Source organism: Streptomyces sp. NBC_01474 (genome assembly GCF_035918215.1).
Lineage (GTDB): Bacteria > Actinomycetota > Actinomycetes > Streptomycetales > Streptomycetaceae > Streptomyces > Streptomyces aureus.
In genome coordinates, this window is the sequence record NZ_CP109449.1 from 6210755 (window position 1) to 6235711 (window position 24957).

The window sequence follows — 24957 nt, forward strand, 5'->3', positions numbered from 1 at the left end:
GCGGCGCGGCTGCTCACTCTCCGGGTTTCTTGGCCAGGGCGCGGTCCAGGGCCAGGGACAGTTCCGCCTCGACCACGCTCTTGGCGAGCGGGCGCAGGCGCTGGAGGTCGTCTTCCGTGGCGTGCGAGAGGACCAGGTCGGTGAAGAGTTCGGCCAGGTCCTCCGCGTGGGCGCGGACGCGTTTGGCGGCCGAGAGGACGTCGGCGAGCGGGACGCCCTCGCGGACCAGGGCGGCCGACACGTCGAGCAGGCGCCGGCTGACGTGGACGATCTCCTCGCCGTCCACGCCGACGTAGCCGAGGTCCATCGCGGCTTCGAGGTTTTCCGGGGTGACCTGGCCCGCGAAGTAGTCGGCCAGTTCCTCGGGGGTGAGGCGGACAGGGGTCTCCTCGGACGGTTCGCCGAGGCCGAGGAGTTCGCCGACGTCGCGGCCACGGTCGAAGGCCTCGGAGAGTTCGGCGATGCCGCTGAGGGTGTGGCCGCGTTCGAGGAGGGCGGCGATGGTGCGCAGGCGGGCCAGATGGCTCTCGTCGTACCAGGCGATGCGGCCCTCGCGGCGCGGGGGCGGGATGAGCTTGCGTTCGCGGTAGAAGCGCAGGGTGCGCACGGTGATGCCGGCCTCCCGTGCGAGCTCCTCCATGCGGAACTCCCGGGTGCCGGTGCCTTTCGCCGCCTCTTTCGCCGCTTCTTCCACGGATGCTTTCGCCGCTTCCTTCGCCACGTGAGAACCCTATGTTGTACCGCCGGTAACTTTCGTGGCCCCGCCCCCTACCCATCAGTACGCGGCTGCTCTACTCTCCCCATTGCGCCAGTGTTCACTGGCAGGGTCGTGCGGCTAGGGAGGCGCCGGGATGACTGAGCACGAGCATGAGCACGTACGGGTGGCGGTGATCGGGTCCGGGTTCGGCGGCCTGGGGGCCGCGGTCCGGCTGCGGCGCGAAGGCATCACCGACTTCGTGGTCCTGGAGCGGGCGGGCGCCGTGGGCGGCACCTGGCGCGACAACAGCTACCCGGGGTGCGCGTGCGACGTACCCTCCCACCTGTACTCCTTCTCCTTCGCGCCCAACGCCGACTGGCCACGCACCTTCTCCGGCCAGGAGCACATCCGCGAGTACCTGGAGCGCGTCGCCGACACCTTCCGGCTGCGCCCGCACATCCGCTTCGACCACGAGGTGCAGCAGGCGCGCTGGGACACCGAGGAGTTGTGGTGGGAGGTCGAGACGTCGCAGGGGACGCTCACCGCCGACGTCGTCATCTCCGCGACCGGCCCGCTGTCCGACCCGAAGGTGCCGGACATCAAGGGCCTCGACGCCTTCCCCGGCAAGGTCTTCCACTCCGCGCGCTGGGACCACGACTACGACCTGCGCGGCAAGCGCGTCGCCGTGATCGGCACCGGCGCCTCCGCCATCCAGATCGTGCCGGCCATCCAGCCGGACGTGGCGCAGCTGACCCTCTTCCAGCGCACCCCGCCGTGGGTGATGCCGCGCGCCGACCGCGCGATCACCGGCGCCGAGCGCTGGCTGCACCGCCAGTTGCCGTTCACCACACAGGCCCGCCGCGGCCTGCTGTGGGGCATCCGCGAGCTCCAGGTACAGGCGTTCACGAAGCGGCCCAACGAGCTGGGCCTGGTCGAGCAGCTCGCCAAGCGCAACATCCACCGGTCGATCAAGGACCCGGCCCTGCGCGCCAAGCTCACCCCGAACTACCGCATCGGCTGCAAGCGCATCCTGCTGTCCAACGCCTACTACCCGGCGCTCGCGCAGCCGAATGTCGACGTCGTGGCCTCCGGGCTCAGCGAGATCCGCGGCTCCACGCTCGTCGCCACCGACGGGAGCGAGGTCGAGGTCGACGCGATCGTCTTCAGCACCGGCTTCCACGTCACGGACATGCCGATCGCCGACCGGGTCGTGGGCGCCGAGGGGCACACGCTCATGGAGTCCTGGAAGGACGGCATGAAGGCGCTGCGCGGCGCGACCGCGGCCGGGTTCCCGAACTTCATGACCGTCATCGGGCCGAACACCGGCCTCGGCAACTCCTCGATGATCCTGATGATCGAGTCCCAGCTGAACTATCTGGCCGACTACGTACGCCAGTTGGACGTGCTCGGGGGCCGCGTCGCCCTCGACCCGCGCGCCTCGGCGGTGAACGCGTGGAACCGCCGCGTGCAGGACCGGATGGAGCGCACAGTGTGGAGCTCCGGCGGCTGCAGCAGCTGGTACCTCGACGAGAGCGGCGTGAACACCACGCTGTGGCCGGGCACGACGACCGAGTTCCGGTCCGCCACGCGCCGGGTCGACCTCGGCGAGTACGAGGTGGTCAGGGCGCCGGCGGCCAAGCCGGAAGCGGTACCCGCAGCACGTACGAAGAAGGGCCGTGGCGGCAAGGTGGAGGCGGGAGCGGCATGAGCAGGCTGATGCATGTGGTGAGCGGACCCTACGCGCCGCCGGCGGCCGCGCGTGAGCTGACGGCGGTCTCCGCCGACGGCGCCCGGCTGCACGTCGAGGTGCACGGAACCGTCGACAATGCCGCGGCGCCCACCGTGGTGCTCGCCCACGGGTGGACGTGCTCGACCGCGTTCTGGGCCGCGCAGATACGTTCTCTTGCCGCTGACCACCGGGTGGTCGCGTACGACCAGCGCGGCCACGGTCGCAGCCCCGCGGCGCAGGCCCCGTACTCGACGGAGATGCTCGCCGACGACCTGGAGGCCGTGCTCGGCGCGACGCTCGCGCCGGGGGAGAAGGCCGTGCTCGCCGGGCACTCCATGGGCGGCATGACGATGATGGCCGCGTCGCGGCGGCCGAAGTTCCGTGAGCACGCGGCCGCGGTCCTGCTGTGCAGCACGGGCAGTTCGCACCTGGTGGCCGAGTCGACCGTGCTGCCGCTGAGGCCCGGGCGGCTGCGGACCCGGATCACGACGGCCGTGCTCGGCGCGCGGGCCCCGCTCGGGCCGGTCACGCCGCTCGGCAAGAAGGTCCTGCGCTACGCGACCATGGGCGCGGGGTCGTCGCCGGACAAGGTCGAGGCCTGCGCGCGGATCGTGCACGCCTGCCCGACGAAGGTGCGCCACCACTGGTCGCACGTCCTCGCCGAGCTCGAACTCGACGAGGGCGTGGCCGAGTTGCGGGTGCCCACAGCGGTCATCGCCGGTACGGCCGACCGGCTCACGCCCGTCGTGCACGCGCGGCGCCTGGCTGCGACGCTGCCGGAGTGCGTGGGGCTCACCGAACTCACCGGGCTCGGGCACATGACGCCCGTCGAAGCGCCCGACCTGGTCACCGAGCGCATCCGCGAACTGGCCGGGTACGTCACGAACGACGAGACGAACGACGAGTTGAAGGGAGCGGCATCCGCATGAGCAGGGTCAGTCTCGAAGGACAGGTAGCGGTCGTCACGGGTGCCGCGCGCGGCGTGGGGGAGCTGCTCGCGCGCAAGCTGGCGGCGCGCGGCGCCAGGATCGCGCTGGTCGGTCTGGAGCCGGACGAGCTGAAGGCGGTGTCGGAACGCCTCGACACCGACAGCGACTTCTGGCACGCCGACGTCACCGACCATGTGGCGATGGCGCAGGTCGCCGCCGAGGTCAAGCAGCGCTTCGGCAAGGTCGACATCGTCGTCGCGAACGCGGGCGTCGCCAACGGCGGCCCGTTCCTCGACTCCGACCCGGTCGCCTGGCGCCGCGTCATCGAGGTCAACCTGATCGGGTCCGCTGTCACGGCGCGGGCGTTCCTGCCGGTGCTCATGGAGAGCCGCGGGTATCTGCTCCAGATCGCGTCGCTCGCCGCGATCACGCCGGCGCCCATGATGACCGCGTACTGCGCGTCGAAGTCGGGCGTCGAGGCGTACGCGCACAGCCTGCGCGCCGAGGTCGGCTACAAGGGCGTGCGGGTCGGCGTCGGGTACCTGTCGTGGACCGACACCGACATGGTGCGCGGCGCCGACCAGGACGACGTGATGCGCGAGCTGCGGCAGCGGCTGCCGTGGCCGTCGAACAAGACGTATCCGCTGGGCCCGGCCGTGGACCGGATCGTCGCGGGCATCGAGCGGCGCTCCAGCCATGTGTACGCGCAGTGGTGGCTGCGGGGCATGCAGGGCATCCGCGGATATCTGCCCGGGGTCATCGGGGCGGTCGGGCAGCGTGAGATGCGGCGGTTCGAGCCGCGCCTGGGCAGTGTCTCGACGGGGCTTGTCGGGGCGGGCGGCGCCGCCGACGAATCGGTCAGGGGCGGCTGACGGTCACTCAGCTGCTCTGACCTGCGGTTTTAGGGGTCGGGCACGGTCCGTTACTGATCGAAATGCGTGCTCTGTCCCAGCGTGTAACTCTGGTCGAGGCCCGACCCCCTCACCCAAAAACGGGAGTGAAATCGCATGGGCATGAAGGACCAGTTCCAGGACAAGGCTGAGCAGCTCGCCGACCAGGCCAAGAAGCGGTCCGGTCAAGGCCGGGACCGCCGGGACGAGGCGAGTGAGCGCTCTTCGCAGACTCAGGACAGCATGCGTGAGCGTGGCTCGCAGTCCGAGGACTCCGAGCGGCGGCGACAGGAAGCGCAGGACAGGTTCGACCAGGACTACGACGCCTGACGCTTCGCTTCGCTGAGCCAGTCGTACGAGGGCCACCCGGGACGCCGGGTGGCCCTCGTACTTGTGCGGGTCGGCTGCGCGCGCGGGTCGGCGTGGCGGGGCCTGTGCGGCGTGCTTGTGCGGGTCGGCGTGGGCGTGCTTGTGCGGTCAGCGCGGGCGGGGCCTGTGCGGGTCAGCGCGGCGGGAGCTCGGGGCGGGCGTGGTTCGGGGTGTTCGTGTAGTCCGGGGGAGTTTTGGCCGGGGAGGCCACCAAGAGGTCCAGGGCCAGATAGACCGCGTCGTCGAGCTGGGCGTGGCGGCCCTCCGCCCAGTCCAAGGGGGTGCGCAGGGCCTCGATGTCCGGTTCGACGCCCTTGTTCTCGACCGACCAGCCGTACTCGGGGAACCAGGCCGCGTTCATCGGGACCGTGATGACCGTGCCGTCGCCGAGTTTGTGGCGGCCCGTCATGCCGACGACGCCGCCCCAGGTGCGCTGGCCCACGACCGGGCCGAGCCCGAGGAGCTTGAACGCCGCAGTGATCATGTCGCCGTCGGACGAGGTCGCCTCGTCGGCCAGGGCGACGACCGGACCGCGCGGGGCGTTCGACGCGTACGAGACGGGCTGGGCGTTGCGCGTCAGGTCCCAGCCGAGGATCTTGCGCGTGAGCTTCTCGATGACCAGCTCGCTGATGTGGCCGCCCGCGTTGCCGCGTACGTCGACGATCAGGGCGGGCCGGGAGACCTCCATGCGCACGTCGCGGTTGAACTGCGCCCAGCCGGAGCCGCCCATGTCGGGGATGTGCAGGTAGCCGCACTTGCCGCCGCTCAGCTCCCGTACGACCGCGCGGCGCTTGGCGACCCAGTCCTGGTAGCGCAGCGGGCGCTCGTCGATGAGGGGGACGACCGCGACGCGGCGGGGGCTGCCCTCGCCCTCCGCGGGCCGGAACGTCAGCTCGACCGTCGTGCCGCCCGAGCCCGCGAGCAGCGGGTAGGGGCCGGCGACCGGGTCGACCGGGCGCCCGTCGACATGCGTGAGGACGGCGCCCTCGCGGATGCCGCTGCCGGCCAGCGGGGAGCGCGCCTTGGAGTCGGACGAGTCGCCGGGCAGGACGCGGACGAGCTGCCAGCCCTCGTCGCGGTGCACGAAGTTGGCGCCGAGGAGGCCCTGGGCGCGCTGGTAGTGGGGCGGGCCCTCGTTGCGGCGGGCGGCGGAGACGTAGGCGTGCGACGTGCAGAGTTCGCCGAGCACCTCGCGCAGCAGGTCGGCGAACTCGTCGGGGGACGCGACCCGTTCGACGAGCGGCCGGTACTGGGCGAGGATCGCGTCCCAGTCGATGTGGCACATCTTCGGGTCCCAGTAGTAGGCGCGGATGATGCGCCCGGCCTCCTCGTACGCGCCGCGCCACTCGGCGGCCGGGTCCACCTCGTGCAGGATGCGGCGCAGGTCGATCCAGACCGTGGAGTCGCTGTCGCCGGCCTCCGTGGAGGGGACGGCCTGCAGCTCGCCCTCGTCGACGACGACCAGGCGCGTCCCGTCGCCGCTGACCGCGAACCAGTCGAGGTGGGTGACCAGTTCGGTCTTCTTGCCCTTGGTGAGGTTGAAGTGCTCCAGGGTGGGTCGGCCCGAGGTGTCGGCCGGGTTGACGAAGGTCTCGCCGAGCGCGCCGGAGATCGGCCAGCGCAGCCACACGAGGCCGCCGCCCGAGACGGGATGGAGCGCCGAGTACTTGGACGCCGAGACGGGAAACGGCACGACACGGTCCGCCAGACCCTCGATCTCCACGCTCGGAGTCCCGTCGGCCCCCGAGTCCTCGGTCGGGTCGAGCCCGCCGGCGGCCGTGCGCCCGTGGGGCGACAGGGCGAACGGGGAGGGCGTCGCCGACGACAGCGGCACCAGGTACGGGCGGCAGCCGAGCGGGAAGGACAGGTCGCCGGTGTGCACGTCGTACACCGGGTCGAAGCCGCGCCAGGAGAGGAAGGCGAGATAGCGGCCGTCGCGCGTGAAGACCGGATTCTCGTCCTCGAAGCGGCCGTTGGTGACGTCGATGATCGTCCGGTCCTTGATCCGGGCCATCTTGATCTGCCGCAGGGAGCGCCCGATGCCCGGGTGGGACCAGGTGAGCCAGGCGCCGTCCGGCGAGAACGCCAGGTCGCGCACGGGTCCGTTGATCGACCGGATCAGCTCGGTGACCTCGCCGCCGGTCTGTTCTGCTCCTGCTTCTTCCTCTGCTTCCTCCTCGGTCGTGTCGATGAGGAGGAGGCGGCCGTCGTCCGACGCGATGGCGAGGCGCTCGCCGTCCGGGTCGCTGACCATTTCGAGGACCCGTCCGAGCTCCCCGGACGCGAGGCGGCGCGGCTCGCGCTCACCGCTCGCGCGCGGGAGGTACGAGATCTCGACCGTGTCCTCGCCCTCCGCGTCGGTGACGTACGCAACCTGCCCGCCGGAGCCGAGCATCTCGGGCTGCCTGACCCGCACGCCCGGGTTGTCGGCGATGGTCCGGGCGGGGCCGTCGCGGTGGGTGAGCCAGTACAGGCTGCCGCGTACGACGACGGCGCTGGCCCGGCCCGTCTCGTCGACGGAGAGCCCGTCGACGTGGAGGGCGGCCGGCACCTGGTAGGGGCGGCGCCCGACGCGCGGGCCGCCGAGGCGCACGTCCAGCTTGCGCGGCACGGAGCCGGCGGAGAGATCGTCGATGATCCAGAGGTCGCCGGCGCACTGGTAGACGATCCGGGTTCCGTCGCTGGAGGCGTTGCGGGCGTAGAACGCGTCGTGGTCGGAGTGGCGGCGCAGGTCGGAGCCGTCGGGCAGGCAGGAGTACACATTGCCGATGCCCTGGTGGTCGGAGAGGAACGCGATGCGTCCCGCCACGAACATCGGTGCCTCCAGATGCCCGTCCAGGTCGGCGACGAGCTGCTCGCCGTGCAGCCACAGGCGGCCCTGGGCGCCGCCCCGGTACCGCTTCCAGGCGGCCGGATCGTGCGGGGCGGTGCCGGTCAGGAGCAGGGTCCTGCGCTCGCCGTCGAACTCGGCGACCGCGATGTCGGAGACCGGGCCCCAGGGCAGCCTGCCGCCGGGAGAGCCGTCGGTGGGGACGTCGTAGGCCCAGGTGAAGTACGAGAAGGGCTGGCCGTGCGAGGCCACGGCGAGGATGTCGGTCCGCCCGTCCTTGTCGGGCGGTGTCCAGCCGCGGACCCGGGTGTCCGTACTGCCCCAGTAGGTGAGCCGCCGGGCGGGGCCGCCGTCCACCGGCGCGAGATGGATCTCAGGGTCCAGGCTGCGCCAGGTCGTGTACGCGATGTGGTGGCCGTCCGGCGAGAACCGCGGGCTGCTCACCTTGGTCCGGTCCACCGTGACCCGCCAGGCCCGGCCCCGTCCGTCGAGCGGGGCGACCCAGAGGTCGTCCTCGGTCTCGAAGCAGAGCCGGTCCTCGTGCAGATGGGGAAACCGCAGGTACGCGTTGTCGCTCACCCACCCATGCTTTTCCGCTCCACGGGCCCCGGCAACTTGTGGGCTGCCCCGTTTCCTCTCGTGGCTTGTGGCACAGGACACGTACGAAACGGTTTCGTTTCGTTAAGGGCGGCCGTACAGTACTTCTGTACGAAACGGTTTCGTACACACCGTCCGGACCGGAACAGGAGTGCCCCATGGCTGAAGCCGCGACGACGCGCCGCAGCCGGATCACGCCCGAGCGCGAGGCCGAGCTGTACGGCGCCGTGCTCGAACTGCTCCGAGAGGTCGGTTACGACGCCCTGACCATGGACGCCGTGGCCGCCCGCACCCGGTCGAGCAAGGCCACGCTCTACCGCCAGTGGGGCAGCAAGGCCGAGCTGGTCGTGAAAGCGCTGCGGCACCAGAAGCCGTCGCGCCTGAGCGAGATCGACACCGGGTCGCTGCGGGGCGACTTCCACGAACTGGTCCTCCGTGAGGACGACTGCGAGATGGCCCAGGGATCCGCCCTGATGCGGGGCCTGGCCATGGCGGTCCACGAGAACCCGGATCTCCTGCGTGCTTTCCGCGAGCTGCTGATCGAGCCCGAGATGGAGGAGCTCCGGCATGTGCTGGGGCGCGCCGTCGACCGGGGCGAGATCCGTGCGGACAATCCGGCACTCGACTACGTCCTCCATATGATCGTCGGCGCCTTCACGGCGCGGACCCTCATCGACGAACAGCCGCCCACCCAGGCCTTCGTCACCTCGTACATCGACGCCGTGGTCCTCCCCGCTCTCGGCGCCTGACCCCTCTCCACCCAAGACCCGTCCCACCCGAGCACCTGACGCGACCGCTCACGTCGTCGGGCTGATCACCCCTGCCCCCATACGACTGACCGGGAGTACGCCCTCGTGGCCACGTTCCTCTACAAACTCGGCAAGCTCGCCTTCCGCAGGCGGCACTTCGTCGCCCTGATCTGGGTGGCGCTGCTCACCCTCGCGGGGGTGGGCGCCGCCTCCGCGCCCACGGCGGCCTCCAGTTCCTTCTCCATCCCGGGCACGGAGGCCCAGAAGGCCTTCGACCTGCTCGACCAGCGCTTCCCGGGCTCCAGCGCCGACGGCGCCACCGCGCGCGTCGTCTTCCAGGCGCCCGACGGCGAGAAGATCACGTCCGCGGCCAACAAGGCCGAGGTCACCAAGACCGTCGCGGACCTCAAGTCCGGTTCGAAGGAGGTCGCCGCCGCGGCCGACCCGTTCGTCGCGAAGACCGTCAGCAAGGACGGCACGATCGCGTACTCCTCGGTCTCCTACAAGGTCTCCTCGATGGAGCTGACGGACACCGACCGGGGCGCGCTCCAGAAGACCGTCGACGAGGCGCGCGACTCCGGGCTGACCGTCGAGGTCGGCGGTGACGCGCTCCAGGCCATGCCGGAGACCGGGGCCACGGAGATCATCGGTGTGGCGATCGCCGCCGTGGTCCTCGTGATCACCTTCGGCTCGCTAGTCGCGGCCGGGCTTCCGCTGCTCACCGCCCTGATCGGCGTCGGCATCGGCGTCTCGTCGATCACCGCGCTCGCCAACGCGCTCGACCTGGGCACCACCACCTCGACGCTGGCCATGATGATCGGCCTCGCGGTCGGCATCGACTACGCGCTGTTCATCGTCTCCCGCTTCCGCGCCGAACTGGCCGAGGGCCGCGACCGCGAGGAGGCGGCCGGACGGGCCGTCGGCACCGCGGGGTCCGCGGTGGTCTTCGCCGGTCTGACCGTCGTCATCGCACTCGTCGGGCTCGCCGTCGTCAACATCCCGATGCTGACGAAGATGGGCATCGCGGCCGCGGGCACGGTCGCCATCGCCGTCCTCATCGCGCTCACCCTCATCCCGGCGCTGCTCGGCTACGCCGGCAAGCGGGTCCACGGCCGCAAGGCCCGTAAGGTCCTGGCCGCCGAGAAGAAGCCCGAGCCGAAGACGAACATGGGCACGCGCTGGGCGAGCTTCGTGCTGCGCCGGCCGGTGGCCGTGCTGCTCACCGCGGTGGTCGGGCTCGGCGTGATGGCCGTGCCGGTGTCCTCGCTGGAGCTTGGCCTGCCCGACGACGGGGTCCAGCCCACGGACACCACGCAGCGCAAGGCGTACGACCTGCTCTCCGAGGGCTTCGGGCCCGGCTTCAACGGTCCGCTGGTGGCGGTCGTCGACGTGAAGCACTCGCAGGACCCGAAGGACGCGGTCGCCCGCGTCTCCAAGGACATCGCGGCGACCGACGGCGTCAAGACAGTCACCCCGCCCGCGTTCAACCAGGCCGGTGACACGGCGACGATCACCGTCGTGCCGTCGTCCAAGCCCAGCTCCACGCAGACCGAGGACGTCGTCCACACGATCCGCGACAAGGGTGCGGACATCAAGGCGGACACCCGCGCCGAGGTCCTCGTCACCGGCACCACCGCCATGAACATCGACGTGTCGCAGAAGCTGAACGACGCGCTCGTGCCGTACCTGGCGCTCGTCGTCGGCCTGGCGTTCCTGCTCCTGATGGTGGTCTTCCGGTCGGTCCTGGTCCCGCTGAAGGCGGCGCTCGGCTTCCTACTCTCGGTGGTCGCCGCGCTCGGCGCCGTCGTCGCGGTCTACCAGTGGGGCTGGCTCGGCTCGCTGTTCGGCGTGCAGCAGACCGGGCCGATCATGTCGATGATGCCGATCTTCATGGTGGGTGTGGTCTTCGGCCTCGCGATGGACTACGAGGTCTTCCTCGTGACCCGCATGCGGGAGGCGTACGTCCATGGGGAGCGGCCCGCGCAGGCCATCGTCACCGGGTTCCGGCACGGGGCCCGGGTGGTCACGGCCGCGGCCGTCATCATGATCGCCGTGTTCGCGGGCTTCATCGGCTCCAGCGAGCAGATGGTCAAGATGATCGGCTTCGGACTCGCGATCGCGGTCTTCTTCGACGCGTTCCTGGTGCGCATGACGATCGTGCCGGCCGTGCTCGCGCTGCTCGGCAAGCGGGCGTGGTGGCTGCCGAAGTGGCTCGACCGGATCCTGCCGAACGTGGACGTCGAGGGCGAGGGCCTGAAGACGGCCTCAGGCGGCGGCGACCCCGCGGAGGAGGACCGGGAACTGGCCCGCGTGTGACCGGGTCCCATTCCTGACCGGGAGTTCGAGGGCTCTCAGTGAGCCACCGGGGTGGCGGTCGTGTACGTCCGGCGAAGGAAGCGCACCAGCGCCTTCTTCTCGAACTGCACGACCGCCACCCCTTTCGGCGAGTGGAACTCCATGACGGCCTGGACGCGGCCGCAGGGCCAGATGTGGATGTCGCCCACGGTGGTCGGCGCGCGCAGCCCCTGCTCCAGGAGTTCGCGGGGGAAGTACCAGTCGCCCTCTTCGGGGACGGTGACGTGGACGCGTCCGTCGTAACTCAGGACTGCGGGGACGGCCGGCGCCTCGTCGGGGGAGTCCTTGACGAGGCGGGCGCGTGCGTACTGCTCGACGTCAGACATCGGGGACTCCTCGTCGTCTTTTTGTGCGTGCTGTCATCTAATGTCCCATATAAGTCATATGTGCGGCTATGCGTTCAGGGGCAGCTTCGGGGTTAATCGTGTCCACGACGCTCTTGCAAGCGGTTCGCAACAAGGCACTATCATCGGACGGTCACCAAACCTGTCGCGTGCCCCGAAGCGGAGCCCTCACTCATGCATGTCCCCGACGGATTCATCAACGCCCCTGTCTCGGCGGCCGCGGGTGTCGTCGCCGCGGGCGCCGTGGCCGTCAGCCTCCGGGGCGCGCGGCGCGAACTCGACGAGCGCACGGCCCCGCTCGCGGGCCTCGTCGCCGCGTTCATCTTCGCCGTGCAGATGCTCAACTTCCCCGTCGCCGCAGGCACCAGCGGGCACCTCCTGGGCGGCGCGCTGGCCGCGATACTCGTCGGCCCCTATACCGGAGTCCTGTGTGTGTCCGTGGTGCTCCTGATGCAGGGCGTGCTCTTCGCCGACGGCGGCCTGACCGCGCTCGGCGTGAACATCACCGACATGGCGATCACCACGACCGTCGTCGCCTACCTCGTCTTCCGCGGCCTGGTGAAGGTGCTGCCCCGGGGGCGACGCTCCATCACCGTCGCCTCCTTCGTCGCGGCGCTCCTGTCCGTACCGGCCGCGGCCGTCGTCTTCACCCTGATCTACGCGATCGGCGGCACCACCGACGTCTCGATCGGCAAGGTCGCCACCGCCATGGTCGGCGTGCACGTCCTCATCGGCATCGGCGAGGCCGTCATCACCGCGCTGACCGTCGGCGCCGTCGTCGCCGTGCGCCCCGACCTCGTGTACGGCGCCCGCGGCCTGCACCGGCCGCTCAAGCTCCGTGTGGCCGGCGAACTCGTCGACGCCCCGGGCACCGCGCCCGCACCCGTCGCCGCCCGCGGCTCCCACCGCAAGGTCTGGATCACCGGCCTCGTCACCTCCCTCGTCCTCGCCGGCTTCGTCTCCTTCTACGCCTCCGCCAACCCGGACGGCCTGGAGAAGGTCGCCCACGACAAGGGCATCGACAAGAAGACCGAGAAGCACGCCTCCGACGGCTCCCCGCTCGCCGGGTACGGCGTCAAGGACGTCGGCGACGCCCGGCTCTCCGGCGGCCTGGCCGGCGTGATCGGCGTCGGCGTCACCGTCGTCGCGGGCAGCGGCATCTTCTGGGTGCTGCGCAGGCGCCGCACCGCGGACACCTCCCCGAGCCAGATCACGGAGACCGTCTGACATGGGTGCGGGGCACGCGCACAAGCTCTACCGGCACGGGCATTCGCCCGTGCACGGCCTGCCGCCGCACACCAAGCTCGCCGCCGTCTTCTGCTTCGTGATCGTGGTCGTCTCCACGCCCCGCGAGGCGATGTGGGCGTTCGCCCTGTACGCGGTCCTGCTCGCGGCCGTCGCGTACGCGGCCAGGGTCCCGGCCGCCTTCCTCCTCAAGCGGCTCCTCATCGAGATCCCGTTCGTCGCCTTCGCCGTCCTCATGCCGTTCGTGGCGCAGGGCGAGCGCGTCGACGTCCTCGGAATGTCCCTCAGCGTCAACGGTCTGTGGGGCGCCTGGAACGTCCTCGCCAAGGGCACCCTCGGCGTCGCCGCGTCCGTCCTGCTCGCCTCCACGACCGAGCTGCGCGAGCTGCTCCTCGGCCTGCAACGGCTCAGGCTGCCGCCGCTCCTCGTCCAGATCGCGTCGTTCATGATCCGCTACGGCGATGTGATCACCGACGAGATGCGCCGCATGAAGATCGCCCGGGAGTCGCGCGGCTTCGAGGCGAGCGGCGTGAAGCACTGGGGCGTCCTCGCCAAGTCCGCGGGCGCCCTCTTCATCCGCTCCTACGAGCGCGGTGAGCGCGTGCATATGGCCATGGTCAGCCGCGGGTACGCCGGATCGATGCCCGTCATCGACGACGTGAGCGCGTCCCGCGCGCAATGGTCGTACGCCCTCACCCTCCCCTGTGCCGCTCTTGTCGTCTGTCTGCTGGGATGGCTGCTGTGACTGTTTCCCCCGCCCCGCTCTCCCTTGCCTCGCTCGAGGTCAGCGGCCTCGCCTACGCCTACCCCGATGGTCACCAGGCCCTCTTCGGCGTCGACCTGACCATCGGCCGCGGTGAGCGCGTCGCCCTGCTCGGGCCCAACGGCGCGGGCAAGACGACCCTCGTACTGCATCTCAACGGCATCCTCACCGGCGGCGCCGGCACCGTGACCGTCGCAGGTCTGCCCGTCGGCAAGCGGCACATGGCCGAGATCCGGCGCAAGGTCGGCATCGTCTTCCAGGACCCCGATGACCAGCTCTTCATGCCGACCGTCCGCGAGGACGTGGCCTTCGGGCCCGCCGCGGCCGGGGTGAAGGGGCCCGAACTCGAGGCCCGCGTGCACAAGGCCCTGGCCCAGGTCGGCATGGCCGACTTCGCCGACCGGCCGCCGCACCACCTCTCCTTCGGGCAGCGCCGCCGCGTCGCGGTCGCCACCGTCCTCGTCATGGAGCCCGAGATCCTCGTCCTGGACGAGCCGTCGTCGAACCTCGACCCGGCCTCGCGCCGCGAACTCGCCGACATCCTGCGGTCGTTGGACGTCACCGTCCTGATGGTCACGCACGATCTGCCGTACGCGCTCGAACTCTGCCCGCGCTCGGTGATCCTCAGCGAGGGCGTGATCGCGGCCGACGGGACGACCGGCGACCTCCTCGCCGACGAGGACCTCATGCGCGCACACCGCCTGGAGCTCCCCTTCGGCTTCGACCCGAAGTCCGTGAAGGTCTGAGCGGCCGAGGAATCCCCAACGATCCATGGCTGTTGCACGCAAGGTGAGTGACATGAACGGCACAGTGGCCACCGGGTTCGAAGCGGTCAGGGAAGCTTTCGCCCACAACTTCGAGGCGCTCGGCGAGCGCGGCGCGGCCGTGGTCGTCCACCGCGACGGGCACAAGGTCGTGGACCTGTGGGCCGGCACCCGCGACGTGAGCGGCGGCGCCCCCTGGGAGCGCGGCACCGCCCAGATCATGCGTTCCGCCACGAAGGGCGTGGCCGCCGCCGCGCTGCTCCTCCTGCACCAGCGAGGAGAGCTCGACCTGGACGCGCCGGTCGGCGCCTACTGGCCCGAGTTCAAGGAGCACGGCAAGGAGCACGTCCGCGTCCGCGACGTCCTCGCGCACCGCGCCGGCGTTCCCGCGCTCGACCGCCCGCTGACCCCGGCCGAGGCCGCCGACCCCGACACCGGCGCCGCGGCCGTCGCCGCCCAGGCCCCCGCCTGGGAACCCGGCACCGACCACGGCTACCACGCGCAGACCTACAGCTGGCTCACCGGCGAGCTCGTGCGCCGCGTCACCGGCCGCACCGTCGGCGCCTGGATCGCCGAGCGCATAGCCGCCCCCGTCGGCGCCGACCTCTGGGTCGGGCTGCCCGATGCCGAGGCGCACCGGGCCGGTCTCGTCGGACCCGTCGAACCGCCGGCCGCGCCCGGCGGCCTGCGCACCCGCCCCAAGAGGAACGTCGCCGACGCGTACACCGACCCCGACTCCCTGACCCGCCGCGCCTTCGGCGCCATCCACCCCGCGCCCGACGAGAACGACCCGGCCTACCGCGCGGCAGAGCTGCCCGCCTCGAACGGCGTCGCCACGGCGGAGGGACTCTCCCGCTTCTACGCGTCCCTGATCGGCGAAGTGGACGGCGGCGCCCGCCTGTTCACGCCCGCCACCGTGGAGGCGGCCCGCGCCGAGGCGTCCTCGGGCGCCGACCGCGTCCTCGTCGTCCCGACCCGCTTCGGACTCGGCTACATGCTCCACGGCGTCGCCTCCCCTCTCCTCGGCCCCGGCTCCTTCGGCCACCCCGGCCGGGGTGGCGCGCTCGGCTTCGCGGACCCCGAGTCCGGGATCGCCTTCGGATACGTCACGAACGGTCAGCAGAAGGGCGTCACCGCCGACCCGCGCGCCCAGGCGCTGGTGCGGGCCGTGCGCTCCTCTCTCGCCGCATAGCCCCCGTGTCGCCCGGGCCGGCGCCGGGTAGCGTCGGCGCATGAGGCGCTTCGAGGGGTACAGGGTCACACTCCCGGTCGACGGCGGCCTGACCTCGGCGAACCTGGGATTCCGCGCGCAGCTCCAGTAACGTCCCCGCTCAGCCGGCGGTGTGCAGCATCAGCCCGATCCCCGCCACCATCAGCCCCGCCGCCACCATGCGCGGCGTACCGAACCGCTCCTTGAAGAACACCGTCCCGATCGCCGCGCCCACGATGATCGACGATTCGCGCAGCGCCGAGATCGGGGCGAGGTCCGCGCGCGTCTGTGCCCACAGGACGAGCCCGTACGCGGACACGGACAGCGCCGCGCCGAGCAGCCCGACCGCCGCGAACGGTCGCAGGCGGGCGGTCAGTTCGCCGCGCCACGTCCAGGCCGCGTACACCGGGACGCCGAGGCAGCCGAGCATCATCAGCCACGCGATGTAGCCGAGCGAGTTCCCGGAGGCGCGCACGCCGAGGCCGTCCACCACGGTGTACGCGGCGATGGACACGCCCGTCGCGACGGCCGCCCCCACGGCCGCCCAGTCGGGCCTGCGCCCCGAGCCCCGTATGCCCCACAGGGCGAGCCCGGTCAGGCCCGCGCACGAGACCGCGACACCCGCCGCCTGCCAGCCGTCGGGGATCTCGCCCGCGAACACCGCCGCGAGCACCGTCACCACGAGCGGCGCCGTGCCGCGCGCGATCGGGTACGCCTGGCCGAAGTCGCCGAGCTTGAACGACCGCATGAGCAGGGCGTAGTAGGCGACGTGGAGGAGGGCGGAGAAGATCAGGTACGGCCAGGCCGCGGCGTGCGGGAAAGGCACGAACGGCGCGCACACGAGCCCGATGAGCGCGCCGCCGCCCGAGATCAGCGTGAAGCCGACCAGCTTGTCGGTGATGTGGTGGGCGATCGCGTTCCAGCTGGCGTGCGTGACGGCCGCGAGGAGCACGGCCGCCGCGACCACAGGGGTCACTGAGTGCTCTCGCGCACGTCCACGAGGGCCGCTCCGGCGTGTGCGACCAGCGACTTGGGGTCCATGGGGAACACGGCGTACGGGGTGCCGGCGGCGGCCCACACGGTGTCGTGGTCGAGGAGCGAACGGTCGGCGAGGACCCGCGTCCTGGTGGCGTGCCCGAAGGGCGGGATGCCGCCGATCGCGTACCCTGTCGCCGCGCGCACGACGTCCGCCTTGGCGCGGGTGACCTTTTCGGCGCCCAGCTCGCGCCGGACCAGCTCCACGTCCACCCGCGACGAACCGTCCATCAGGACGAGCACCGGCACGTTGTCCGCCGCGAAGATCAACGACTTGCAGATCTGGCTGAGTTCGCAGCCGATCGCGGCCGCCGCCTCCTGCGCGGTCCTGGTCGCCTCTGGGAAGCGGCGGACGAGCGGGAGCACGTCGGCCAGGCCCAGCCCGGCGAGGGCTTCGGCGAAACGGGGGTGCGCGGCCGTGGCGGCCGTGGCGGCGGATGCAGCGGATTCCGGGGTGCTCATGGCCGCACCGTAGCGCCCGGTGTACCCACCACGCGACCAGGTATCGGCCCCGCCGTCAGTCCCCGGCGAGCAGCATCTGCCGCACCACGGGACCCGCCGAGTCACCGCCGTGGCCGCCCTGCTGGACGACCGCCGCCGAGGCCAGGTCGCCGCGCCAGGCCGTGAACCAGCCGTTCGGCTTCTTCTGCCCGTCGACCTCCGCCGAGCCGGTCTTCGCGCCCATGTCGGTGCCGAGCCCCGACATCGGCTCGACCGCCGTACCGGCGACCGCCGTGTAGTGCAGCAGATCGCGCAGGGCGCTCACGGTCGACGGGGACAGCTTGCGGGAGGCCGTGGCGAGCGTGCGGTGGTCGACGTCGGGCGAGACGAGGTAGGGCTGCTTGAACTCGCCCGTCTCGGCGGTGGCGACGACCGACGCCATGTTGAGCGGATTCATCCGCACCCCGCCCTGACCGATCAGCGAGGCCGCCATCTGCGCCTGCGACTGCACCGGGACCGCGCCGTCGAAGCTGGGCACGCCGATCGACCAGTTGTCGCGGCCGAGCCCGAAGACCTCCTGGGCCTGCTTCGTCAGATCGCCGTCGTCCAGCTTCTTGGCCTGGCTGATGAAGGCCGTGTTGCAGGAGCGCGCGAAACTGGCGCGGAAGGTGCCGTCCTTGATCTCGAACTTGTCGTCGTTCTGGAACTTCCAGCCGCCGTACGTCACGTACTTGGGGCACGGGTGCTTCTTGTCGACGCCCGCGAGGTTCTTCTCCAGGAGCATGGACGACGTCACGATCTTCATCGTGGAACCGGGCGCGAGGGAGCCCTGGAAGGCCGTGTTGAAGCCTTCGGGGCGGGAGTTGGCGACCGCGAGGATCTCCCCGGTCGACGGCTTGATGGTGACGACCGCGGCCTTCTCCCGCTTGGCGACCTCGCGTTCGGCGACGGCCTGGGACGTCGGGCTGATCGTCGTGCGCAGGGTGCCGGGCGTGCCCTTGGAGAGGGTGACGAGCGTCTTGTCGGGCGTGTGCTCGCTCTTCTTGCCGCTGTCCTTGTGGACGACGCGCAGCTCGATGCCCGCCGTGCCGCCGGCCTTCTTGCCGTACTTCTCGCGCAGCCCGTCGATCACGGTGCCGAGCGAGGGGTACTTGGCCGCGGTCAGCTCGTTCCCCGAGCGGTCCGTCGCCTTGATCGGGGGGTCGCCGGCCGCGCCCGTGACGAGCCGGTCACCGTCCTTGAGGTCCGGGTGCACGACGGACGCCTGCCACTCGACGAGCGGCTTGCCGTCCTTGACCCGCCGTACGACGGTCAGTTCGGAGCCGTAGGCGAACGGCTTCGACGTTCCCCCGTACGAGACGTTCGCCGACACCGCGAACGGCATCCTGGCCCCGGCACGCTTCCCCGGCGTCAGCTTCACCCCGGACAGATGGGCGTCCTTGCGGTACGAGGTGAGGGCGGCCGTCGCCGCGGTGGCGTCGTCCGTGGCGGCCGCCGCCTTCGCGGTGTCGCCCGCGGCCCACGCCGTCAGGAACCGGTCGGCCGCGGTGCGGACCTCGGCCGGGGTGACGGGGCCCGTCTTGACGTGGGGCTTGTCGTCGGCGGCGGTCGATGAGTCCGAGTCGCCACTGAAGAGGGCGTAGGCGCTGACCCCGGCGCCGAGCACCACGACGGCGACCACGCCACCGATCACGGCCGCGTTCGCCTTCTTGCGCTCGGGTTGCCTGCCTCTGCTGCCCACCGGTCCTCCGTCGTTGCCTGTCTGCCCGGTCCACTGGGTTCCTCGCGGACGGCTCAGACTAAGGCGTCTTGCCAGGTGCCCCCTACGGCGGCTCAGCTACCCGCCCGTAGCACCGCCGCCACGATCGGGCCCGCGGCGTCGCCGCCGTGGCCGCCCTCCTCGGTGACAGCGGCCGCCGCGACGTCCCCGCGGTAGCCGGTGAACCAGCTGTTCGACTTGGTCTGTCCGGTGACCTCCGCCGAGCCGGTCTTGGCGCCGATGTCGGGGCCGAGACCCGCCATGACCTGCGCGGCGGTGCCGAGCGTCGCGGTGCGGTACATCATCTGCCGCAGCTGCGCGGCAGTGCTGGGCGCGAGGCCGCGGGCGGTGGCGAGTTCCCGGTCGTCGAGGGAGCGCGGCACGATCACCGGCTGCCGGAAGACACCCGTCTTCGCGGTCGCCGTGACGGACGCCATGTTCAGCGGGTTCATCTGGATCTGGCCCTGCCCGATGGCGTTGGCCGCGCGGTCGGGGCCGCCGGACGGCGGGATCTTGCCGTCCGCCGACGCGATGCCGGTCTTCCAGTTGTCCTGGCCGAGACCGAAACGGTCCTGCGCCTCGCGCGTCAACGACTCGTCCGTCAGCGGCTTCTCGTCGATGAGCTTCACGAACGCGGTGTTGCAGGAGCGGGCGAAACTGTCCGCGAGGTTGGCGCCCTCGTTGGCCTTCATGCCCGGCAGGTTGTGGAAGGTCTGGCTCTGCCAGGTCGCGGTGTCCGTGCAGGGCGCGGGGCTGTTGACCGAGGCGACACCGTTGTCGATGAGCATCGCCGCGGTGATGACCTTCATCGTGGAGCCGGGGGCCTGCTCGCCCTGGAAGGCGGCGTTGAAGCCGTCCTGGCGGTGGTTGGCGACCGCGAGGACCTGACCCGTGCTCGGCTGCACGGCCACCACGGACGACTCGTCGAAGCTCTTCACGGCCCGCTCGGCCGCCGCCTGCGCGGTGGCGCTGAGCGTCGTGCGCAGCGCGCCGGCCTTGCCCTTCACCAGCGTGAGCAGCGTCTTGGTGCCGGCGTCCTCGCTCTCGCGCTGGATGTACGTCTCCACACCCGCGCGGCCGCCGGCCGTGTCGCCGTACTTCTCGCGCAGCTGGTCCAGGATCGGCCCGAGCGAGGGGTACTTCTCCTTCGTCAGGACGGCGCCCGAGCGGTCCACGGCCTCGATGGGCGGCGCCGAGGCCTCACCCGTGACGAGGGTGTCGCCCCTGCGCATGTCCGGATGCACGACGGCAGCCTGCCAGTCGACCAGCGCCCGGCCGGTGTTGAGCCCCCGCACGACCTTCAGCGACGAGTCGTACGAGAGGGTCTTCTTCTTCCCCTCGAACGACACCGTGGCCTTCACCTTGAACGGCACCTCGGCCCCCGAAGGCGCTCCCGCCGTCAGTGTGGTCTGCGTGATGTGCGCGTCGTCGTGCCAGCCGGTCAGCGCCGAGAGCGCCGCCTCCGCGTTGTTCGTGTAGTGCGACGCGGAGTCCGGGTCGGACTTCGCCCACGCCGCGAGGAACTTCTGCGACACGTCCTTGATCTCGTCCGCCGTCGGCGGCCCGGTCCTGCGGGGCGAGGGTGCCCCCGCCGTACTCGATCCGCCCGAACCGGTCACGGCCGTCACCACGTTGTACGCGCCGTATCCCGCGCCCCCGACCATGATGGCGAACACCCCGCCGATCACAGCCGCCTTGGCCCCCTTGCGCATGCTGCGTCCCCTCCCCAGGTTCCGGTGGGGAACTTTAGGCGGCGGCCGGGCCCGGTGTGACGGGAGTGCGCAGATGTTGTCCGAACTTGTCCGAACGGAGACCGCTTGCGAGGGGGCGGGACGTCCGAGGTCAGACCCAGGAGTCCAGCCACATCCGGGACTGCCAGGAGCTGAACGGGATCGCCTGACCGGTGTAGATCGGCCAGAAGTACACGAAGTTCCACACGATCAGCAGGACGAGCACGCCGGCGCTCGCCGCGCCCACGACTCTGCGCCGCTCCCCGGACCCCGGTGGCCCCAGGATCGCGCCGACCAGCATCGCGACGCCGAGACACAGGAAGGGCACAAAAACGACCGCGTAGAAGAAGAAGATCGTGCGTTCCTGGTAGTTGAACCAGGGCAGATAGCCCGCGGCGATCGCGCACGTGATGGCGCCCGCCCGCCAGTCGCGGCGGAAGAACCAGCGCCACAGCAGATAGAGCACGGCGAACGCCGCCGCCCACCACAGCAGCGGGGTGCCGAGTGCCAGGACCTCGCGGGCGCACTTGTCGCCCGCGCCGGCCGGGCAGCCGTCCTTGCCGGGCAGCGGGGACTCGTAGAAGTACGAGACCGGCCTGCCGTCGACGAGCCAGCTCCACGGGTTCGACTGGTAGATGTGCGGGGAGCTGAGCCCCACGTTGAACTTGTAGACCTCGTGCTCGTAGTGCCACAGGCTGCGCACCCAGTCGGGGAACAGCCAGGTCCAGGAGCCGCCCCGGCCGTCGGTCGCCGCCCAGTTGCGGAAGTAGCCGCCGGTCCCGTCGGCAGGAGAAAGGATCCAGCCGAGCCAGGACAGGACGTACGTGGCGACCGCGACCGGCACCGTCGACAGGAACGCCCAGCCGAGGTCCCGCTTGAGCACGGTGACGTACGGCCGGCCGGCCCCGGCGACGCGGCGCGCGCCGACGTCCCACAGGACCGTCAGCACGCCGAACGCGGCCAGGTAGATGAAGCCGTTCCACTTCGTGCCCGCGGCGAGCCCCAGGCACAGACCGGCGAGCAGCCGCCACGGGCGCCAGCCCAGGCGCAGCGTCTCGGCGATGTGCGCGTCGGGGCGCGGCACGCCGTCCTCGCCCCTCGGGAGCGCGGCGGCCAGCTTCCCGCGCGCCTTGTCACGGTCCACGACCAGGCAGCCGAACGCGGCGACGACGAAGAACACGAGGACCGAGTCGAGCAGCGCCGTGCGGCTCATCACGAACGCGAGGCCGTCCACGGCGAGCAGCAGACCGGCCAGGCAGCCGAGGAACGTCGAGCGGAACAGCCGCCGCCCGATGCGGCACACCAGGAACACACACAGCGTGCCGAGCACCGCGGTCATGAACCGCCAGCCGAACGGATCGAAACCGAACAGCCACTCACCGATCCCGATGACGTACTTGCCGACCGGCGGATGCACGACGTACGCGGCGTCGTGCGGGAGCGGCACATGGCCGCCGGTCTTCAGGATCAGATCGTTGGCGTTCTTGTCCCAGTTGACCTCGAAGCCGCGGTGGATCAGCGCCCACGCGTCCTTCGCGTAGTACGTCTCGTCGAATATCACGGCCTTGGGGCTGCCGAGATGCCAGAACCGCATCAGGCCCGCGATCAGCGTCACGAGCAGCGGACCGAGCCAGCCCGACCAGCGGGTCACGCCCCGCGCGAGGCTGTCGGAGAGACCGAGGGTCGCCCACACCCGCGACGAAGGCGGCGCGTACGGCGGCACGAGCCGCGTGCCCACGTCACCCCTGGGCCGCGCCACGTGACCGAACCGCCGCAGCCGGCGCTCCCACGTCGACGGCTGCCGCGCCTCGCCGGGGTTCTGGCCCGGCGGGGCGCTGGTCGAGGGCGAGTGCGGCGAGGACGCAGTACTGGTCACCGCGCCATCGTAGGGAACGTCACTGTGCGAGTCCCGTGTGCGGCCCCGCCGAGTCGGCCGGCCCCGGGGCGGGACGTGTCGGCCCGCCCCGCCCCTGCGAGGATGGATCCGTGACATCAAGCCCAGATTCCCCCGGAACGCTCGTGCTCGCGGGCACGCCCATCGGAGACGTGTCGGACGCGCCGCCCCGGCTCAGCAAGGAGCTGGCCGACGCCGACGTCATCGCCGCCGAGGACACCCGCAGGCTGCGGCGCCTGACGCAGGCGCTCGGGGTGACCCCGGGCGGGCGCGTCGTGTCGTACTTCGAGGGGAACGAGTCCGCCCGTACGCCCGAACTGGTCGAGGCGCTCGCGGGCGGGGCCCGGGTGCTGCTCGTGACCGACGCGGGCATGCCGTCCGTGTCCGACCCGGGGTACCGGCTCGTCGCGGCCGCCGTCGAGCGGGACATCAAGGTCACCGCCGTGCCGGGGCCGTCCGCCGTGCTGACCGCGCTCGCGCTGTCCGGGCTGCCCGTCGACCGGTTCTGCTTCGAGGGCTTCCTGCCCCGCAAGGCCGGCGAGCGCATGGGCCGGCTGCGGGAAGTGGCGGAGGAACGCCGCACTCTCGTCTATTTCGAGGCCCCGCACCGCCTCGACGACACCCTCGCCGCGATGGCGGAGGCATTCGGCGCCGATCGCCGGGCGGCCGTGTGCCGCGAGCTCACCAAAACATACGAGGAAGTGAAGCGGGGCCCGCTCGGGGAACTCGCGAAATGGGCCGCGGAAGGCGTACGCGGCGAAATCACCGTCGTCGTGGAGGGTGCCCCGGAAAAGGGCGCGGAGTCACTCGACGCGTCCGAGCTGGTACGCAGGGTGCAGGTGCGCGAGGAGGCGGGGGAGCGGCGAAAGGAAGCCATCGCCGCCGTGGCCGCCGAGGCCGGGCTACCCAAGCGTGAGGTCTTCGATGCCGTGGTCGCGGCAAAGAATGCCGCACGGGGCGCCCCATCGGGGAGCAAAGGACTATCGTGAAAGGCAAAGCGCAGGCCGCGCATCGGGCCCCTTCCGATAAGGAAAGGCCAAATCGGATCCAATAGTCGACAGGCCTGATGCGATCGCGCCGGGAGAAGCGTCCACTGGTTGAAGGGACGCACCCGTCCCACGCTTCAGGGCGGATGTAATGCCCCGCCCCGAAGTGCCTTGTCCAGAGGGCAAGAGGAGCAGGCATGAGTGAGATCGCAGGCGCCGTACCGACCCCGACCGGTGCTGCCGCACCCCAGATACCGAACCGGAGCGCGGCCACAGCCATCGCCCACGAGTCGTACGCCTTCGCCTGCATGCGGTGCGGTCACGGTTGGGAGCAGAGTTTCGAGATCGAGCACCACATCGACGGCGACGGCGCGGAATTCGTGATGTACGTGGCGGGCGGCGAGCGTGTCCCGTCGCCGCTGACCCGGCCCACGTGCCAGAACTGCGGCGGCCATGTCGTACGGATCATGAGGGCGGGGCGGGTCTCGTCGATCCGCGGCGTGATGCAACGCGAGGGGATCATGCCGGCGGAGCAGGGCGAGGGCGACGAGCACCCCGCGAAGGAACACCACTGGCACCTCTCCGACCTGCTGCACCCCTTCCAGAACCGCAAGACCGACTGATCACCGGCTGATCACCCACCGGACCGCGACCGGACCCCGACGACCCCACCGACCCCGGCTTCGTAGGATCGGGGCATGAGCTCTGACCGTTCGAAGGACGTCACCCCGCCGCCGCTGCCCGCGCCCCTCGCGGTGCCGGTCGCCGACTCGCACACCCATCTCGACATGCAGTCGGGCACGGTGGAGGAGGGCCTCGCCAAGGCCGCGTCGGTGGGTGTGACGACCGTCGTCCAGGTCGGTTGCGACGTGAACGGTTCCCGCTGGGCCGCCGACACCGCGGCCGCGCACCCGAGCGTGCACGCCACCGTCGCGCTGCACCCGAACGAAGCGCCCCGCATCGTCCTCGGCGACCCCGACGGCTGGTCGCGGCAGGGCGAGCGGCCGGCCGGCGGTGACGCCGCCCTCGACGAGGCGCTCGCGGAGATCGACCGGCTCGCGGCCCTCCCGCACGTGAAGGGCGTCGGCGAGACCGGACTCGACCACTTCCGTACGGGACCTGAAGGCATCGCCGCGCAGGAGCGCTCCTTCCGTGCCCACATCGAGATCGCCAAGCGGCACGGCAAGGCGCTCGTGATTCACGACCGCGACGCCCATGACGACGTGCTGCGCATCCTCAAGGAGGAGGGCGCTCCCGAGCGCACCGTCTTCCACTGCTACTCCGGAGATGCCGAAATGGCCCGGATCTGCGCAGAGAACGGCTACTTCATGTCGTTCGCCGGGAACATCACCTTCAAGAACGCGCAGCCCCTGCGCGACGCGCTCGTGGCCGCCCCGCGCGAGCTCGTCCTGGTCGAGACCGACGCACCGTTCCTGACCCCCGCGCCCTACCGCGGACGGCCTAACGCCCCGTATCTCATTCCGGTCACGCTGCGCGCGATGGCCGCGGTGAAGGGCCTCGACGAGGACACCCTCGCGGCGGCCGTCTCCGCCAACACGGCCCGCGCCTTCGCTTACTGACCGGCAGCGCCCCCGGGGCGGCGCCGGGAGGGGAGGGCCGGAAATGAGCCGCGACACAGCG

21 protein-coding genes are annotated in these 24957 nt (G+C 71.3%); 13 read left to right on the forward strand and 8 right to left on the reverse strand.

Features of this window, described 5'->3' with window-relative positions:
* Nucleotides 1–13: 13 nt before the first annotated feature.
* Nucleotides 14–640, reverse strand: coding sequence for a MerR family transcriptional regulator (locus tag OG758_RS28495; protein ID WP_326716062.1), 627 nt, complete (start codon nucleotides 638–640; stop codon nucleotides 14–16).
* 211 nt (nucleotides 641–851) lie between these two features.
* On the opposite strand from OG758_RS28495, the gene OG758_RS28500 reads away from it, so the two are divergent.
* The 4 genes from OG758_RS28500 to OG758_RS28515 all read left to right on the forward strand — a co-directional run bounded on the left by OG758_RS28500 (nucleotide 852) and on the right by OG758_RS28515 (nucleotide 4575).
* Nucleotides 852–2405: a flavin-containing monooxygenase gene (locus OG758_RS28500; RefSeq protein ID WP_326712564.1), complete on the forward strand. Its 1554-nt coding sequence runs from the start codon at nucleotides 852–854 to the stop codon at nucleotides 2403–2405.
* Complete coding sequence (locus tag OG758_RS28505; RefSeq protein WP_326712565.1) at nucleotides 2402–3355, forward strand: alpha/beta fold hydrolase; 954 nt, start codon at nucleotides 2402–2404, stop codon at nucleotides 3353–3355. The genes OG758_RS28500 and OG758_RS28505 overlap by 4 nt, the downstream gene beginning before the upstream one ends.
* Complete coding sequence (locus OG758_RS28510) at nucleotides 3352–4227, forward strand: SDR family oxidoreductase (protein WP_266563232.1); 876 nt, start codon at nucleotides 3352–3354, stop codon at nucleotides 4225–4227. Before OG758_RS28505 ends, OG758_RS28510 begins: the two co-directional genes overlap by 4 nt.
* A 135-nt stretch (nucleotides 4228–4362) precedes the next feature.
* Complete coding sequence (locus OG758_RS28515; protein WP_326712566.1) at nucleotides 4363–4575, forward strand: hypothetical protein; 213 nt, start codon at nucleotides 4363–4365, stop codon at nucleotides 4573–4575.
* Nucleotides 4576–4747: 172 nt separating this feature from the next.
* On the opposite strand, the gene OG758_RS28520 is transcribed toward OG758_RS28515, so the two are convergent.
* The gene (locus tag OG758_RS28520) at nucleotides 4748–8023 is read right to left on the reverse strand and encodes a S41 family peptidase (protein ID WP_326712567.1); all 3276 of its coding nucleotides are present in this window, start codon (nucleotides 8021–8023) and stop codon (nucleotides 4748–4750) included.
* A gap of 176 nt (nucleotides 8024–8199) precedes the next feature.
* Between OG758_RS28520 and OG758_RS28525 the strand changes: the two genes are divergently transcribed.
* Nucleotides 8200–8790, forward strand: coding sequence for a TetR/AcrR family transcriptional regulator (locus OG758_RS28525; protein ID WP_227295224.1), 591 nt, complete (start codon nucleotides 8200–8202; stop codon nucleotides 8788–8790).
* 105 nt (nucleotides 8791–8895) lie between these two features.
* The gene (locus OG758_RS28530) at nucleotides 8896–11106 is read left to right on the forward strand and encodes an MMPL family transporter (RefSeq protein WP_326712568.1); all 2211 of its coding nucleotides are present in this window, start codon (nucleotides 8896–8898) and stop codon (nucleotides 11104–11106) included.
* 35 nt (nucleotides 11107–11141) lie between these two features.
* Here OG758_RS28530 and OG758_RS28535 read toward each other — a convergent pair whose 3' ends face one another.
* Nucleotides 11142–11471 carry an SsgA family sporulation/cell division regulator gene (locus tag OG758_RS28535; RefSeq protein ID WP_266563242.1) on the reverse strand — a complete coding sequence of 110 codons (330 nt, stop codon included), beginning with the start codon at nucleotides 11469–11471 and terminating at the stop codon, nucleotides 11142–11144.
* A 192-nt stretch (nucleotides 11472–11663) separates the two neighbouring features.
* On the opposite strand from OG758_RS28535, the gene OG758_RS28540 reads away from it, so the two are divergent.
* From OG758_RS28540 to OG758_RS28555, 4 genes are read left to right on the forward strand one after another with little or no spacing between them, the layout of a single operon-like run.
* Nucleotides 11664–12716, forward strand: a complete 1053-nt coding sequence (locus OG758_RS28540) for an energy-coupling factor ABC transporter permease (protein WP_326712569.1) — start codon at nucleotides 11664–11666, stop codon at nucleotides 12714–12716.
* Between the two features lies 1 nt (nucleotide 12717).
* Nucleotides 12718–13479, forward strand: coding sequence for a cobalt ECF transporter T component CbiQ (gene cbiQ / locus OG758_RS28545; protein WP_326712570.1), 762 nt, complete (start codon nucleotides 12718–12720; stop codon nucleotides 13477–13479).
* Nucleotides 13467–14243: an energy-coupling factor ABC transporter ATP-binding protein gene (locus OG758_RS28550; protein ID WP_326712571.1), complete on the forward strand. Its 777-nt coding sequence runs from the start codon at nucleotides 13467–13469 to the stop codon at nucleotides 14241–14243. Before cbiQ ends, OG758_RS28550 begins: the two co-directional genes overlap by 13 nt.
* A gap of 52 nt (nucleotides 14244–14295) precedes the next feature.
* Entirely contained in the window at nucleotides 14296–15453 is a 1158-nt protein-coding gene (locus OG758_RS28555) for a serine hydrolase domain-containing protein (protein ID WP_326712572.1), read from the forward strand.
* Between the two features lie 139 nt (nucleotides 15454–15592).
* On the opposite strand, the gene OG758_RS28560 is transcribed toward OG758_RS28555, so the two are convergent.
* The 5 genes from OG758_RS28560 to OG758_RS28580 all read right to left on the reverse strand — a co-directional run bounded on the left by OG758_RS28560 (nucleotide 15593) and on the right by OG758_RS28580 (nucleotide 22312).
* The gene (locus OG758_RS28560; RefSeq protein ID WP_326712573.1) at nucleotides 15593–16447 is read right to left on the reverse strand and encodes a DMT family transporter; all 855 of its coding nucleotides are present in this window, start codon (nucleotides 16445–16447) and stop codon (nucleotides 15593–15595) included.
* Nucleotides 16444–16968: a YbaK/EbsC family protein gene (locus OG758_RS28565; RefSeq protein ID WP_326712574.1), complete on the reverse strand. Its 525-nt coding sequence runs from the start codon at nucleotides 16966–16968 to the stop codon at nucleotides 16444–16446. Before OG758_RS28565 ends, OG758_RS28560 begins: the two co-directional genes overlap by 4 nt.
* Before the next feature lie 55 nt (nucleotides 16969–17023).
* Entirely contained in the window at nucleotides 17024–18688 is a 1665-nt protein-coding gene (locus OG758_RS28570; protein ID WP_326712575.1) for a penicillin-binding transpeptidase domain-containing protein, read from the reverse strand.
* Nucleotides 18689–18780: 92 nt separating this feature from the next.
* Nucleotides 18781–20418, reverse strand: a complete 1638-nt coding sequence (locus OG758_RS28575) for a penicillin-binding transpeptidase domain-containing protein (RefSeq protein ID WP_326712576.1) — start codon at nucleotides 20416–20418, stop codon at nucleotides 18781–18783.
* Between the two features lie 130 nt (nucleotides 20419–20548).
* Nucleotides 20549–22312, reverse strand: coding sequence for a dolichyl-phosphate-mannose--protein mannosyltransferase (locus tag OG758_RS28580; protein ID WP_326712577.1), 1764 nt, complete (start codon nucleotides 22310–22312; stop codon nucleotides 20549–20551).
* 110 nt (nucleotides 22313–22422) lie between these two features.
* Between OG758_RS28580 and rsmI the strand changes: the two genes are divergently transcribed.
* From rsmI to OG758_RS28595, 3 genes are all read left to right on the forward strand, one after another.
* A complete protein-coding gene (gene rsmI / locus OG758_RS28585) occupies nucleotides 22423–23319 on the forward strand; it encodes a 16S rRNA (cytidine(1402)-2'-O)-methyltransferase (protein WP_326712578.1) in 897 nt (298 codons plus the stop codon).
* A 194-nt stretch (nucleotides 23320–23513) separates the two neighbouring features.
* Nucleotides 23514–23939: a hypothetical protein gene (locus OG758_RS28590; RefSeq protein ID WP_326712579.1), complete on the forward strand. Its 426-nt coding sequence runs from the start codon at nucleotides 23514–23516 to the stop codon at nucleotides 23937–23939.
* A gap of 75 nt (nucleotides 23940–24014) precedes the next feature.
* Entirely contained in the window at nucleotides 24015–24896 is an 882-nt protein-coding gene (locus tag OG758_RS28595) for a TatD family hydrolase (protein WP_326712580.1), read from the forward strand.
* The last annotated feature ends 61 nt before the right edge of the window (nucleotides 24897–24957 follow it).

What these genes read in the sequence shown, in the direction of transcription:
- OG758_RS28540 (WP_326712569.1), top strand. Translation starts at nt 11,664, where the DNA reads ATGCATGTCCCCGACGGATTCATCAACGCCCCTGTCTCGGCGGCCGCG.
- OG758_RS28510 (WP_266563232.1), top strand. Translation starts at nt 3,352, where the DNA reads ATGAGCAGGGTCAGTCTCGAAGGACAGGTAGCGGTCGTCACGGGTGCC.
- OG758_RS28535 (WP_266563242.1), bottom strand. Translation starts at nt 11,471, where the DNA reads ATGTCTGACGTCGAGCAGTACGCACGCGCCCGCCTCGTCAAGGACTCC.
- OG758_RS28555 (WP_326712572.1), top strand. Translation starts at nt 14,296, where the DNA reads ATGAACGGCACAGTGGCCACCGGGTTCGAAGCGGTCAGGGAAGCTTTC.
- OG758_RS28500 (WP_326712564.1), top strand. Translation starts at nt 852, where the DNA reads ATGACTGAGCACGAGCATGAGCACGTACGGGTGGCGGTGATCGGGTCC.
- OG758_RS28565 (WP_326712574.1), bottom strand. Translation starts at nt 16,968, where the DNA reads ATGAGCACCCCGGAATCCGCTGCATCCGCCGCCACGGCCGCCACGGCC.
- OG758_RS28515 (WP_326712566.1), top strand. Translation starts at nt 4,363, where the DNA reads ATGGGCATGAAGGACCAGTTCCAGGACAAGGCTGAGCAGCTCGCCGAC.
- cbiQ (WP_326712570.1), top strand. Translation starts at nt 12,718, where the DNA reads ATGGGTGCGGGGCACGCGCACAAGCTCTACCGGCACGGGCATTCGCCC.
- OG758_RS28525 (WP_227295224.1), top strand. Translation starts at nt 8,200, where the DNA reads ATGGCTGAAGCCGCGACGACGCGCCGCAGCCGGATCACGCCCGAGCGC.
- OG758_RS28590 (WP_326712579.1), top strand. Translation starts at nt 23,514, where the DNA reads ATGAGTGAGATCGCAGGCGCCGTACCGACCCCGACCGGTGCTGCCGCA.
- OG758_RS28495 (WP_326716062.1), bottom strand. Translation starts at nt 640, where the DNA reads ATGGAGGAGCTCGCACGGGAGGCCGGCATCACCGTGCGCACCCTGCGC.
- OG758_RS28595 (WP_326712580.1), top strand. Translation starts at nt 24,015, where the DNA reads ATGAGCTCTGACCGTTCGAAGGACGTCACCCCGCCGCCGCTGCCCGCG.
- OG758_RS28550 (WP_326712571.1), top strand. Translation starts at nt 13,467, where the DNA reads ATGGCTGCTGTGACTGTTTCCCCCGCCCCGCTCTCCCTTGCCTCGCTC.
- OG758_RS28575 (WP_326712576.1), bottom strand. Translation starts at nt 20,418, where the DNA reads ATGCGCAAGGGGGCCAAGGCGGCTGTGATCGGCGGGGTGTTCGCCATC.
- OG758_RS28505 (WP_326712565.1), top strand. Translation starts at nt 2,402, where the DNA reads ATGAGCAGGCTGATGCATGTGGTGAGCGGACCCTACGCGCCGCCGGCG.